Source organism: Weizmannia sp. CD-2023, assembly GCF_036225245.1.
GTDB classification, from domain to species: Bacteria; Bacillota; Bacilli; order Bacillales; family Bacillaceae_C; genus Weizmannia; species Weizmannia faecalis.
On the sequence record NZ_JARTJQ010000030.1, the window covers coordinates 12,156 to 25,593 of the forward strand.

Sequence of the window (13,438 nt, forward strand, 5' to 3'; positions counted from 1 at the left end):
CCCACTCCTTTTTACAGTGTGCGCCGCGATTCGTTTCTTTCTTTCTGCATTTCGGGCCGGTAAAACTGCAGTCTTTTGAAACCACCTGCGATATTGAACAGCCCGAGCGCGATAAAAATGGCTGCGATGGCATAGGTGACGGCAGTGTGAAACAGAAACAATTCATTCACGCCGAACAAAAAAATAAACGAACCGAGTGCCATATTGGCTTTGGCAGAGAACACCTTTTTTTCCATCGCTAAAAGGCTGCGGATGTATTTTAGTTTAAAATATACATACACGCAAAGGGATGCGAGAATCAAAACGGCAAGGATCGGCATCGTGCACCTCCAAATTGGGTTGTCAGTATTTTCTTCTATTTTACAAAATGAAAAAAGAACTTGCCAGAGAAACGGGGAGTAAGATGAAAACAAAAATTTTACAGACGATCAAGCTTTTTGACACGATCATCATCCACCGCCATGTCCGGCCTGATCCGGATGCATATGGATCGCAGGGGGGACTTGCGGAAATATTGAAGGCGTCTTTTCCGGATAAAAACATTTACATCGTGGGCGATGATGAACCGGACCTCGCCTACTTGAATAGGATGGACAGGATTTCCGATGAAACGTACCGCGGGGCGCTTGTCATCGTTTGTGATACCGCGAACCGCGAGCGGATCAGCGACCAGCGTTTCCATCTGGGGGAAAGGCTGATCAAAATCGACCATCACCCGAACCATGATGCTTACGGGGATTTGCAGTGGGTCGATGAAGACGCGTCCTCTGTCAGCGAAATGATTTATGAGTTTTACTTATCGGGGAAAGAAGAAGGGCTCAGGATGACAGATGCCGCGGCAAGGCTGCTGTTTGCCGGCATTGTCGGGGATACGGGCCGGTTTTTGTATCCGAGTGCGACGGAAAAAACATTTGACTATGCCGGAGAACTGATCCATTACCATTTTGACCGGACAGCGCTCTTTAACAAGATGTACGAGATTGAACCAAGTGTGGCCAGGCTGCAAGGGTATATCTACCAGAACCTGGACATTCTTGAGCACGGGGCGGCCATCGTCGTGCTGAAAAAAGAACTGATTGAAAAATTCGGCGTAACGGTGCGCGAAGCCTCCCAGCTTGTCACCACGCTCGGCGATATTAAAGGGCTTAAAGCCTGGTGCTTCTTTATCGAAGAAGAAGGCCAAATCCGCCTCCGTTTCCGCTCCAAAGGCCCTGCCATCAATGAGCTGGCCCGCAAATACGGCGGCGGCGGGCATCCGCTTGCGGCCGGGGCCACCGCGTATTCGTGGGAAACGGCAGAGGCGGTAAAAAAGGAATTAATCGCGCTCTGCAAGGAAGGGTAAAAAAAGAAGGCAGAACCGCCGGAAAAGCGGATTTGCCTTCTTTTAGTCTGCCAGCTTTAAATTCAGGTGGACGCGGACAACGGAGTAAAACAAAATGTCCCGCACTTCGAAAGTATAGCGGCGGTGGTTGATTTTAATGACTTTGTTTTCAAGCATGCGGGTGATCAAGTCTTTGTTCAAATAAGCGGTTTTTAAATTTTTTGCAATCAGCGGGCTTAAGTCATGTTTAATATCCTCTTCTGCTTCAAAAATGCTTTGTGAATCGTGAATGTCATATTTTTCGTAGTTGCTGATTTTCACGTCAATACGCTGGATGGTCAGGAGCTTTTCATTTTTTTGATTGAGCTTTTTATAGTCTTCCTGCCAGATCGCCTTTTCCTGTTGCAAATCCTGGATCGTTTTTTCCTGTCGTTCAATCATTTGCGCCTGCCTTTCCTGCATGACACCGAACATGTACAGAAAAATCAGCCAGCAGATGCACCCGCCCACGATAAATCCGGCCATGAACCGCTGCCAGCCCGGTTTCCGGTAAAGCGGCGGGATTCTCATAGCACATTCTCCTGGGTTATCCATGAAATAATGAGCGCGGCCGTTTTGGCACCGCCCATGGCCGACAGAATTAAAAGCAGCTGCTTGAACAATACCATCGTCTCGCTTTCCAAAAATCCTTTTTCAAAGCTGTAAACGGTATCGAACGTCCCCCCGATGGCGGCAATGATCGCCCAGATGCGGAGGTCACGCGCAATCTTCGAAATTTCCGTCAAAAGCGGCTCGCCGGTAATGAACGAAGCGAGTCCCCCGATCAAGGCGCCGCCGAACATTACGCCGAATGCGATAAAATAGCTGTTGAAAAATGCGGGAAAAAATCCTTCGCTCAACCGAACCATCCCCATCTTTTCTTCATTACTAACAATATATGGGACAATGCATGCCTGTATGAAATCGAACGTATCTTCTTTTTTGCTCGCGTGAAAACATGTATAATAAGAATCATGTACAGGTACGAATAGGAGGCAGTTTACCATGCGTTTTGTCCATTTACAGGTCCAAACGGCCTACAGCCTGCTGGAAAGTACGATCTCCATCCCTGAATGGGCGGCGTACGCAAAAGCGCTTCATTACGACACCCTTGCGATCACGGACCGCAATGTGATGTACGGGGCCTTTCCTTTTTACAAGGCTTGCCGCGAAAATGGCATTAAACCCATTATCGGCATGACAGCGGATATCATGAGTTCGTTTGAACCTGACACAGCCTATCCGGTTGTGTTGCTTGCCAAAAACGAAACCGGCTACCGGCATTTGATGAAAATCTCAAGTGCCATCCAGACGAGACCCGAACCCGGCATTTTTATCAAATGGCTGCGCGCCTACAGCGACGGCCTGATCGCCTTTACGCCGGGGCTTGAAGGGGAAATCGAACAGGCGCTACTTAGGGGAGATGAAGCGCGTGCAGAAGAGGTTGCAGTTTTATACCGGGACATTTTCGGGCCGAGCTTTTATCTTGCACTTGAAAACAACGGGACAGTGCAAGCTAAGAAAGTGCTTCCCGATATGCACGCGCTCTCGGAAAAACTGGGTATCCCAGAAGTGGCGGCCGCAAATGTGAAATACTTAAAAAAGGAAGATGCTTTTGCTCATGAAGTGTTGCGCGCGATCAAAGCCGGGGTGAAACTGACGGATGAAAACCGGCCGCGCCCGGAAAGCGGCACGCACGACTTTAAGCCGCAAGAGGAAATGGAACAGCTTTTTGCCGATTTCCCGGAAGCTTTGGCCAATACGGAAAAAATTGCAGATGCCTGCTCTGTGGAAATCAAAACGGGACAGCGGCTGCTGCCGGCATTTCCGGTTCCGGGCGGGCAGACGGCGGATGCCTTCTTAGAAGAAGTATGCCGAAAAGGCCTTGCAGCACGCGTTCCGAATCTGGAAGAACGGTATACAGACCGGCTGGAGTATGAATTAAAAATCATTCAGGAAATGCAGTTCAGCGACTATTTCCTTATTGTCTGGGATTTTATGAAATATGCGAGGGAGCACGGGATTCTTACCGGGCCGGGGCGCGGTTCCGCTGCCGGCTCCCTTGTCGCATACGCGCTTTATATTACCGACGTCGATCCGGTGCAATACGGGCTTTTGTTTGAACGGTTTTTAAATCCGGAGCGCATTTCCATGCCGGATATTGACAGCGATTTTCCGGATCACAAGCGGGACGAGATGATTCGCTACGTTGCGGAAAAATACGGCAGACAGCATGTCGCGCAGATCATTACATTCGGCACATTTGCTGCGAAAGCCGCAGCCCGGGATGTAGCCCGGATATTCGGTCTCAGCGCAAAAGAACTTGAACAGTTGTCGCGCTTCATCCCGTCACAGCCTGGCATGACGCTTAAAAAAGCGTATGAAGCATCAAGCGCCTTTCGGGAATGGATCGGCCAATCGGATCAGCACCGCAAGCTTTTTGAAACGGCCCTGCTTTTGGAAGGATTGCCGCGCCATGTTTCGACCCATGCAGCCGGCGTCATTATCAGTGGGGAACCGCTTACGGGAATCATCCCGGTGCAGGAAGGGCATGACGGCATCTTTTTAACCCAGTATCCGATGAACCATCTCGAAGAAATCGGGCTTTTGAAAATGGATTTTCTCGGCTTGCGGAATTTAACCATCCTTGAGCATATCCTCACGGGGATTGAAAAGGGGACGGGGAGAAAAATCCGCCTCCAGGATGTACCGCTCGATGATCCACAGACATTCCGCCTTTTTAGTTCGGGCAATACGACCGGGATCTTCCAGTTCGAGTCGGACGGCATGCGGAAAGTGCTCGAGCGGCTTAAACCGACTGAATTTGAAGACATTGTCGCGGTCAATGCGCTGTACCGGCCCGGGCCGATGGAAAACATCCCGGCCTATATTGAGCGGAAACACGGGTTGAAACCGGTCGAATATCCGCATCCCGACCTCCAGCCGATTTTGGAAAAAACATACGGTGTGATTGTCTACCAGGAACAAATTATGCAGATCGCTTCAAAGATGGCGGGCTTTTCACTCGGGGAGGCGGATTTGCTCCGCCGTGCCGTCAGCAAAAAGAAAAGGGAAATCCTGGACGAACAGCGGCTGCATTTTATAAATGGCGCGCAAAAAAAAGGATATGAGAGAAAAACGGCGAATACTATTTATGATTTTATCGTCCGCTTCGCCAATTATGGTTTTAACCGCAGCCATGCCGTCGCTTACAGCATGCTCGCTTGCCGGCTCGCCTATTTAAAAGCCCATTACCCGCTCTATTTTATGGCAAGCCTTTTGACGAGCGTGATCGGCAACGAGGATAAAATTGCCCAGTATATTCGCGAAGCGCAGCAGATGGGGATCCGGGTTTTGCCGCCTTCCGTGCAGCACAGCCATTATCCGTTTACCGTGGAAAACGGCGCCATCCGTTATAGCCTTGCTGCGATAAAAGGGATCGGATACGCCTCCATCAAAGAGCTGCTTAAAGAAAGAAAACGGCGCCCGTTTAAAAGCCTGTTTGATCTTGTCCTGCGGGTGAAAGGGCTGAACCGGAAAATTTTAGAGGCGTTTGCATTCTCAGGCGCGATGGATGAGTTTGGAAAAGACAGAGCAGTTTTGCTTGCCAGCATTGATGTCGCCCTTGAGCACGCGGAGATTATGAAGCCGGATGACGGGCAGGCGGATCTGTTCTTTGAGGATGAAGCGTTCAGCATTGAACCAAATTATGTGGAAACCGAGCCGATTTCACTGATGGATAAGCTTGCCTTTGAAAAGCAATATTTGGGGCTCTATCTATCCGGGCATCCGGCCGGGCAGTACCGCCCGGGTTGGGACGAAGCCGGCGTGCTTGCAGTAAGCAAGCTTCAACCCGGCATGAGAAAAATCCGGTTTGGCGCCTGCATTACGGACACAAGAACGATCCGCACAAAACAAGGCAGCCTGATGGCATTTTTGCGCATGAGTGACGAAACGGATGAGATAGAATGTGTTGTTTTTCCGGATGTCTTTAAAAAATACAGCCCGTTATGCCAAAAAGGGTTGATTGTGGTCGTGGAAGGAAATGTTGAAAACAGGAACGGCAAAAAGCAGGTGATTGCCCGGGCGCTCGAAGATGCCAGCCCGTTCCGCAGCATGCCGACCGGTGCCACGTTATATTTAAAGATTCCGGCTGGAAAGGACCGCATGCTGCTTGTTCAAGTGAAGCAGGTGCTTGACGCTTTTCCGGGGGACTCGCCGGTCATTCTTCATTATGAAGCGGAACGGAAAACGATCCGGCTTCCGGAAAAAAACCGGGTCCGGGCGGAGGAAGCATGCCTCGGAAAGCTTACGGAACTGCTTGGTGAAGGAAATGTCATATTGAAATAAGTTTTTCTCTCTAGATTAAATATGTTATATTGTTTAATAGGCTTGTGAGTAAGAAACCGCATATCGTGCAGTGAAAACGGGGGAGTGAGGTTCATGTCATTGCGGGAAGAAGCGTTACATATGCACCGCGAACACAAAGGGAAATTGGAATCCAAGTCAAAAGTCACCGTCAAAAATGCAAAGGATCTGAGCCTGGCCTATTCGCCCGGTGTGGCTGAGCCTTGCAAAATGATCTACGACAAACCGGAAACGGTCTATGAATATACGATGAAAGGCAATATGGTCGCGGTCGTAACGGACGGCACCGCCGTTCTCGGGCTTGGAAATATCGGCCCTGAAGCCGCACTCCCGGTCATGGAAGGCAAGGCGATTTTGTTCAAAAGCTTTGCCGGCGTCGATGCCTTTCCCATTTGCCTCGATACGACAGATATTGATGAAATCGTGGAGACGGTGAAACGGCTGGAACCGGTTTTCGGCGGCGTGAATCTGGAGGACATCGCCGCGCCGAACTGCTTTGTCATTGAAGAAAAATTGAAGAAGGAAATGAATATTCCTGTTTTTCACGATGACCAGCACGGGACGGCGATTGTAACGGCTGCCGGGCTCGTGAACGCTTTAAAACTCGTTGGCAAAGAAATGTCTGAAATTAAAGTGGTAGCAAGCGGCGCGGGCGCTGCCGGCATCGCGATTATCAAACTGCTTTACAACTTTGGCGTCCGCGATATTATTATGTGCGACTCTAAAGGGGCGATCTATGAAGGGCGCCCGTTCGGAATGAACAAGGTGAAATCCGAAGTGGCCAAATATACAAACCGTGATAAAGCAGCAGGCAGCCTGGCGGATGTAATCAAAGATGCGGATGTTTTTATCGGCGTTTCTGTAGAGGGGGCACTGACAAAAGAAATGGTGCAGTCGATGAAAAAAGACCCGATTATTTTTGCGATGGCCAATCCGAATCCGGAAATCATGCCGCAAGATGCCAAAGCTTCCGGCGCGAAAGTCATCGGCACAGGCCGCTCTGATTTTCCAAACCAGGTCAACAATGTCCTCGCCTTCCCGGGTATTTTCAGGGGGGCATTGGATGTGCGCGCCACGCATATTAATGAAAAGATGAAACAAGCCGCTGTCCACGCGATCGCCGGTTTAATTGATGAACATGAACTGAATGCGGATTATGTCATTCCGCGCCCGTTTGATCCGCGTGTTGCGCCGGCGGTTGCGGCAGCTGTTGCAAAAGCGGCGATGGAAACCGGTGTCGCCCGCATCCAGGTGAGCCCGGAAGAAATCCGCGAAAAAACGAAACAGCTTTCCGAAATTGGCAAATAAGCATCAGATGCCGGAAAAAAAGCCGCCTTTTTGCCGGTACGGGAAAACGCCATTTGCCGGTACTTCGGCAGAAAAACCGCCGGCTTGCCCGGTGGTTCCGGTGCCAGATACAGGAGGGGTAAGATTTGCTGAAAGATTTTTTTCCTAAACCGAAAAAGCGAAAATATGCGACTATCCCTTCAGACCATACAAAGCAGGAAGTTCCTGAAGGGATCATGTCAAAATGCCCGAAGTGCGGCAAAATTATGTATACAAAAGAACTGCAGAAGAATTTAAAAGTCTGCCTCCATTGCGGCTACCATTATCAAATGACCGCTTATGAAAGGGTGGAAAGCCTGCTGGATGAAGGAACGTTTGAAGAGTTCGACCGCGGGCTTGTTTCCAAAAACCCGCTTGCGTTTCCGGGTTACCTTGAAAAACTGGAAAAAGACCGCAAAAAAACAAACTTGAATGAAGCGGTACTGACAGGTAAGGGCAACATTCAGGAAAGGCCGGTCGTGCTTAGTGTCATGGATGCACAATTCCGGATGGGCAGCATGGGCTCGGTTGTCGGTGAAAAAATTACGCGCGCCATCGAGGAAGCAGACAGGCTCCATGTGCCGTTTATCATTTTCACGGCCTCAGGGGGCGCCCGCATGCAGGAAGGGATCTATTCTTTAATGCAGATGGCGAAGACGAGCGCAGCGCTCGAAAGGTTCAGCCGTCACGGCGGGTTAACGGTAACCGTGATGACCCATCCGACAACAGGCGGCGTGACCGCAAGCTTTGCATCGCTCGGGGATATCAATCTTGCGGAGCCTGGCGCATTGATCGGTTTTGCCGGCCGCCGCATCATTGAACAGACGATCCGCGAAGAACTTCCTGAAGATTTCCAGACTGCAGAATTTCTTCTTGAACACGGCCAGCTCGATGCGGTTGTGAAACGCCATGACCTGAAAAAAACATTGGCAGGCATTCTGGACATCCATCAACCAACAAACGCAGGTGAACTACAATGGTGAATGAACTTGAATTTGAAAAACCGGTCATTGAGCTGAAACGCAAAATTGCCGAGCTAAAGGATTTTACAAAACAGTCGGATGTCGATTTGTCAAGCGAGATTGAAAAACTGGAAGCAAGGCTTTCCCGGCTGGAAGAGGAAATTTACGAAAATATGGATCCGTGGGACAGAATCCAGATTGCGCGTTTTCCCGAACGGCCGACATCATTGGACTATATTCAATATCTTTTTACCGATTTTCTTGAGCTCCACGGCGACCGTGTATACGGCGACGACGGGGCGGTTGTCGGCGGGATCGCAAAATTTGAGGGTCTTCCTGTCACCGTGATCGGCCAGCAGCGGGGGAAAGACACAAAAGAAAACATCCGCCGCAATTTCGGCATGCCACACCCGGAAGGCTACCGGAAAGCAATGCGGCTGATGAAGCAGGCGGAAAAATTTAAACGCCCGATTATCAGCTTCATCGACACAAAAGGCGCGTATCCGGGAAAAGCAGCGGAAGAAAGGGGCATCGCTGAATCGATCGCGCGCAATCTGTTTGAAATGTCCGGGTTGAGCGTTCCGATCATCTGCCTGATTATCGGTGAAGGGGCCAGTGGCGGGGCGCTCGGCATTGGCGTCGGCGACCATATCCATGTCCTCGAAAATTCATGGTTCTCGGTCATTTCACCGGAATCCGCCGCGGCGCTTTTATGGAAAGATGCGTCGCAGGCAAAACGAGCCGTCGCCACTATGAAGATGACCGCGCCCGAGCTGAAAGAACTGGGCATTATCGATGAACTGATTCCGGAAGTAAAAGGCGGCGCACATAAAGATCCGAGAGCGCAGGCAGAGCTGATGCGCCCTGTGCTTGCCGCATCATTAAAGGAGCTGCGGGCATATGCCCCTAAAGAACTGGTGGAAAAAAGGTACGAAAAATACCGTAAAATTGGCGTGTTTTCAACGCTCGAACAGTTTGCCCGCCAATAGCCGAAAAAAGCACCCAGGCAACCGGCACCCATCACCGGTTGCCTCGCTTTTTACATGGTGTAACGGATGCAGGCCAAAATTTTGGCGTTCTGCTTTCTAACTATATAAAATGAACTTAAGTTTTTCGTACCAAAATCAATGACGATCAGGATGGCAGCACATAAACAAGTAGTAATGTTTAGTTCAAGTTATATAGGATCCCCTTTCTTCTAAGTGGTTGAAAAGAAAATTCAGATCCTGGTTTACCGGCATGGAAACCGGGAAAAGAAAAAAGAACGCCGTTTGCATGGCAGGCAGGGAAGACAGGAGAATTGGTAACGTATTCATACTATTCCGACACAGTTTGTTCATAAACGCACATTTTTAAAATTTTTACTTTTTCATGATCGATTGTGAACATGCTTTTAAAGTGGTATTTTAGATATATTCGAAGGCAGACTTGGAGATACTATAATTACTTTGCTTGATTGAAATACCGGCCTGCCAAGAGAATTACATATACAGAGGTGAATAATATGAAGCGAATTGGAGTATTAACAAGCGGCGGCGATGCACCAGGGATGAATGCCGCAGTCCGCGCGATTACCCGTAAAGGGATTTATCACGGCCTGGAAGTTTACGGTATTCACCAGGGCTATAACGGGTTGATTCATGGTAACGTCCAAAAGCTTGAAGCAGGATCTGTCGGTGATATTCTCCAACGCGGCGGCACGGTTTTGCAGTCGGCAAGAAGCGAAGAATTCAAAACGCCGGAAGGGCAGCAAAAAGCGATCCGGCAGCTGAAAGACCATGGCATTGAAGCCCTCGTTGTGATCGGCGGGGACGGTTCCTATCAGGGAGCGAAAAAACTGACAGAACAAGGTTTCAACTGCATCGGTGTGCCGGGGACAATCGACAACGACATCCCAGGTACGGATTTTACAATTGGTTTTGATACAGCGCTGAACACTGTTCTGGATGCGATTGACAAAATTCGCGACACCGCTTCTTCCCACGAACGTACCTTTATTATTGAAGTCATGGGCAGAAATGCGGGGGATATCGCGCTTTGGTCCGGTCTTGCCGGCGGGGCTGAATCAATTATTGTGCCGGAAGAAAAGTTTGATTTGAAAGATGTCGTGGATCGCCTTGAACAAGGGAAAAAACGTGGCAAACGCCACAGCATTATCATCGTCGCGGAAGGCGTGATGAGTGGTAACGAGTTTGCGGAAAAATTGAAAAAAACTGGTGCGATCGGTGATACCCGCGTTTCCGTTCTCGGCCATATCCAGCGTGGCGGTTCTCCGACTGCATTTGACCGCGTGCTTGCAAGCCGCCTCGGCGCAAGGGCTGTTGAACTGCTGCTCGAAGGAAAAGGGGGCCGCGCTGTCGGTATTCAAAATAACCAGCTGGTTGACCATGACATCCTTGAGATTCTCGGGAAACCGCACGCCATTAATCAAAACATGTATAAGCTGTCGAAAGAATTGTCGATCTAACGTTGTTTAGGAGGAAATAGAATGAAAAAAACCAAAATTGTATGTACTATCGGGCCTGCCAGTGAAAGTGTGGAAATGCTTGAAAGATTAATGGCAAACGGGATGGATGTTTGCCGCCTGAACTTCTCGCACGGCAGCCACGAGGAACATCTTGCCCGGATTAAAAATATCCGCGAAGCTGCAAAAAACCAAAACAAAACGATCGGGCTTTTGCTTGATACAAAGGGACCGGAAATCCGCACCCACGATATGAAAGACGGCGGATTTGAGCTCGTTGAAGGCATGACGCCGGTCATTTCAATGACAGAAGTGCTCGGGACAACGGAAAAATTTTCGGTCACGTATGAAGGGCTGATTGATGATGTGCACGTTGGCTCTAAAATTCTGCTTGATGATGGTTTGATTGAACTGGAAGTGACGGCCATCGATAAAAACGCCGGTGAAATCCATACAAAAGTGCTGAACCGCGGCGTTTTGAAAAACAAAAAGGGTGTCAACGTCCCGGGTGTCTCCGTGAACCTTCCGGGCATTACCGAAAAAGACGTGAGCGATATCCTGTTCGGGCTTGAACAAGGCATTGACTTCATTGCGGCTTCATTTGTACGCCGGCCGTCTGACGTTTTGGAAATTCGCCAGCTCCTTGAAGAACACGATGCTTTACATGTGAAAATTTTCCCTAAAATTGAAAACCAGGAAGGCGTCGACAACATCGATGAAATCCTAGCTGTATCGGACGGCTTAATGGTTGCCCGCGGTGACCTCGGCGTTGAAATTCCGACCGAAGCGGTACCGCTCGTGCAAAAAGAGCTGATCAGAAAATGCAATACGCTCGGCAAACCGGTCATTACCGCAACGCAAATGCTGGATTCGATGCAGCGCAACCCGCGCCCGACCCGCGCAGAAGCAAGCGACGTGGCCAACGCCATTTTCGACGGCACGGATGCAATCATGCTTTCCGGCGAAACAGCAGCCGGAAAATATCCTGCTGAAGCGGTTAAGACGATGTACAATATCGCGGTCCATGTGGAAAAAGCGATTAACCACCGCGATATTCTGAACAAACGCAGCAAGAGCACGGACCATAATATGACAGACGCCATTTGCCAGTCCGTTGCCCATACGGCTTTAAATCTTGATGTGAATGCCATTATTGCGCCAACCGAAAGCGGCTATACGGCGCGCATGATCTCCAAATACCGCCCGGCAGCCCCGATTATTGCTGTCACGAGCGATCCGAAAGTGCAGCGCGGCTTAACCGTTGTGTCCGGCGTATACCCGCAATTGGGCACAAAGGCAAACAATACGGATGAAATGCTTGAAATCGCAGTGGATGAAGCATTGAAATCCGATATCGTCCATCACGGCGACCTTGTGATTATCACAGCCGGCGTCCCTGTTGGTGGGAAAGGCACAACCAACCTGATGAAAGTGCACCTGATCGGCGATATATTGGCAAAAGGCCAGGGAATCGGCAGAAAATCGGCATTTGGTCCGGTCGTTGTTGCTGAAAGCCCAGAAGAAGCAAACGCAAAAGCAACAGAAGGCTGTGTGCTCATCACGAGAACGACCGACAAAGAAATCATGCCGGCCATTGAAAAATGTGCCGCGCTGATTACGGAAGAAGGCGGCTTGACAAGCCATGCTGCAGTTGTTGGCATCAATGTCGGCATTCCGGTCATTGTCGGTGTTGAAAAAGCCGTTTCCATTTTTAAAGACGGGCAGGAAGTTACGGTAGATGCAGCAACCGGCTCGGTTTACAACGGCCATGCGACTGTATTGTAAATAAGCAAAAAAAAACGCAGAGGCATCCGGCCTCTGCGTTTTTTATATTGTTTTTTTGCCCATAATATAGTTCCAAATGTCATGGAATACATGGGCGCGGATCAGCGCGGTCAGCAACACGAGTGTAATCGGCCCGAGAATCAAGCCAAGGAACCCGACTGTTTTAAAGCCAATAAACAGGGCGATAAGCGTCGCGAGTGGATTCATTCCGATGCTGGACGATAAAATTTTCGGCTCCATAATCTGCCTTTGCACGATCACGACAATGTAAAGGACGGTAAGCCCGATCGCAAGCGGCAGGCTGCCGGTAATGAATTCGTAAATGATCCAGGGGACAAACACAACGCCCGTTCCCAAATACGGCAAAATATCGACAATGCCGCAAACAAGGGCGATTGTAATCGCGTAATCCACGCGTAAAATCAAAAGCCCGATCAGCACAATGACAAGTGTCATGGAAATCAGTGTCAATTCAGCACGGACAAAACCGAAAAGCGCATTGCGGAGGTCGGCAAACACGGTGATCCCGCTTTTTCTTGCTTTTTTCGGCAGTAACAGCTTTCCTTTGCCTGTCAACTGGTTCCAGTCCTTGCTGATGAAAAACGTTGCAAGCAGGGCAAAAATCAGCACGGTTGCCGCATTTGGAATCCAGGAAACAAGCCCCGGCAGTTTTTTAAACAGCCCGGACAGGAAATCACCTGCTGAAGAAGCGATCTTTTGCCCGGCCGCCTGAATGTTTTGCACGATCGTTTCCTGCTGGCCTGCATCGAGATTTTTAAAGAGGCCCGCCAGCTGGTCGTACAGCGGTAAAACTTGGGCGGTGACAAGCGATTCCGAATAATTGACAAGCGTCTGGACATGCTCCGGCAAAACGTCAGCAAGGTAATTCGCCCCCGTTACGATCTCGGCAACAAGCAGCGTAATGATGCCGACAAAGACGCCAATGATCAGAATCAGGGATATCAAAACAGCAAGCGCCCGCGGAAGCCTTACCTTTCTGTCCAGAAAATTGACGAGCGGGTTGATCATAAGCGCGATCAACAGCGCAATAATAAACGGATAAGCGTATTTTACAGCCAGATAAACCGCAAAAAAGCCAACCAGGATGCACAGTGCAACAAAAAGGCCCCGCAGCGCGCGGTGTATGTAAACAGAATTCAAGTCTGACCCTCC

The 13,438-nt window shown here is 49.6% G+C and carries 11 protein-coding genes; 7 read left to right on the forward strand and 4 right to left on the reverse strand.

Translation table 11 applies throughout. The features are described 5' to 3' along the window. Positions 1–11: 11 nt before the first annotated feature. A complete protein-coding gene (locus tag P9687_RS04225) occupies positions 12–320 on the reverse strand; it encodes a YtpI family protein (protein ID WP_017551272.1) in 309 nt (102 codons plus the stop codon). Between the two features lie 83 nt (positions 321–403). On the opposite strand from P9687_RS04225, the gene P9687_RS04230 reads away from it, so the two are divergent. After that, entirely contained in the window at positions 404–1,342 is a 939-nt protein-coding gene (locus tag P9687_RS04230; protein ID WP_026683646.1) for a DHH family phosphoesterase, read from the forward strand. Positions 1,343–1,384: 42 nt separating this feature from the next. Here P9687_RS04230 and ytrI read toward each other — a convergent pair whose 3' ends face one another. Both ytrI and P9687_RS04240 read right to left on the reverse strand, forming a co-directional pair. Further along, positions 1,385–1,891, reverse strand: a complete 507-nt coding sequence (gene ytrI / locus P9687_RS04235; RefSeq protein ID WP_014097742.1) for a sporulation membrane protein YtrI — start codon at positions 1,889–1,891, stop codon at positions 1,385–1,387. Further along, complete coding sequence (locus tag P9687_RS04240) at positions 1,888–2,220, reverse strand: YtrH family sporulation protein (protein ID WP_013859924.1); 333 nt, start codon at positions 2,218–2,220, stop codon at positions 1,888–1,890. Before P9687_RS04240 ends, ytrI begins: the two co-directional genes overlap by 4 nt. 145 nt (positions 2,221–2,365) lie before the next feature. On the opposite strand from P9687_RS04240, the gene dnaE reads away from it, so the two are divergent. The 6 genes from dnaE to pyk all read left to right on the forward strand — a co-directional run bounded on the left by dnaE (position 2,366) and on the right by pyk (position 12,265). Beyond that, on the forward strand, positions 2,366–5,710 hold the full coding sequence (dnaE, locus tag P9687_RS04245; RefSeq protein ID WP_014097743.1) for a DNA polymerase III subunit alpha: 3,345 nt from the start codon (positions 2,366–2,368) through the stop codon (positions 5,708–5,710). A 93-nt stretch (positions 5,711–5,803) separates the two neighbouring features. Beyond that, positions 5,804–7,036 (forward strand): NAD(P)-dependent malic enzyme, encoded by a 1,233-nt coding sequence (locus P9687_RS04250; RefSeq protein WP_035188408.1) that lies wholly within the window; start codon positions 5,804–5,806, stop codon positions 7,034–7,036. A 125-nt stretch (positions 7,037–7,161) separates the two neighbouring features. Continuing rightward, a complete protein-coding gene (gene accD, locus P9687_RS04255) occupies positions 7,162–8,037 on the forward strand; it encodes an acetyl-CoA carboxylase, carboxyltransferase subunit beta (protein WP_035188406.1) in 876 nt (291 codons plus the stop codon). Next, positions 8,031–9,005, forward strand: a complete 975-nt coding sequence (gene accA, locus P9687_RS04260) for an acetyl-CoA carboxylase carboxyl transferase subunit alpha (RefSeq protein ID WP_035188404.1) — start codon at positions 8,031–8,033, stop codon at positions 9,003–9,005. The genes accD and accA overlap by 7 nt, the downstream gene beginning before the upstream one ends. A 515-nt stretch (positions 9,006–9,520) precedes the next feature. Beyond that, positions 9,521–10,483 (forward strand): 6-phosphofructokinase, encoded by a 963-nt coding sequence (gene pfkA, locus P9687_RS04265; protein WP_035184376.1) that lies wholly within the window; start codon positions 9,521–9,523, stop codon positions 10,481–10,483. Between the two features lie 21 nt (positions 10,484–10,504). Continuing rightward, positions 10,505–12,265 carry a pyruvate kinase gene (gene pyk / locus P9687_RS04270; protein WP_014097748.1) on the forward strand — a complete coding sequence of 587 codons (1,761 nt, stop codon included), beginning with the start codon at positions 10,505–10,507 and terminating at the stop codon, positions 12,263–12,265. A gap of 42 nt (positions 12,266–12,307) precedes the next feature. Here the strand turns inward: pyk and ytvI are convergent, their stop codons facing one another. Then, positions 12,308–13,426, reverse strand: coding sequence for a sporulation integral membrane protein YtvI (gene ytvI, locus P9687_RS04275; RefSeq protein ID WP_014097749.1), 1,119 nt, complete (start codon positions 13,424–13,426; stop codon positions 12,308–12,310). Between the last annotated feature and the right edge of the window lie 12 nt (positions 13,427–13,438).

What these genes read in the sequence shown, in the direction of transcription:
- dnaE (WP_014097743.1), top strand. Translation starts at nt 2,366, where the DNA reads ATGCGTTTTGTCCATTTACAGGTCCAAACGGCCTACAGCCTGCTGGAA.
- pfkA (WP_035184376.1), top strand. Translation starts at nt 9,521, where the DNA reads ATGAAGCGAATTGGAGTATTAACAAGCGGCGGCGATGCACCAGGGATG.
- ytrI (WP_014097742.1), bottom strand. Translation starts at nt 1,891, where the DNA reads ATGAGAATCCCGCCGCTTTACCGGAAACCGGGCTGGCAGCGGTTCATG.
- P9687_RS04230 (WP_026683646.1), top strand. Translation starts at nt 404, where the DNA reads ATGAAAACAAAAATTTTACAGACGATCAAGCTTTTTGACACGATCATC.
- accA (WP_035188404.1), top strand. Translation starts at nt 8,031, where the DNA reads ATGGTGAATGAACTTGAATTTGAAAAACCGGTCATTGAGCTGAAACGC.
- P9687_RS04250 (WP_035188408.1), top strand. Translation starts at nt 5,804, where the DNA reads ATGTCATTGCGGGAAGAAGCGTTACATATGCACCGCGAACACAAAGGG.
- pyk (WP_014097748.1), top strand. Translation starts at nt 10,505, where the DNA reads ATGAAAAAAACCAAAATTGTATGTACTATCGGGCCTGCCAGTGAAAGT.
- P9687_RS04225 (WP_017551272.1), bottom strand. Translation starts at nt 320, where the DNA reads ATGCCGATCCTTGCCGTTTTGATTCTCGCATCCCTTTGCGTGTATGTA.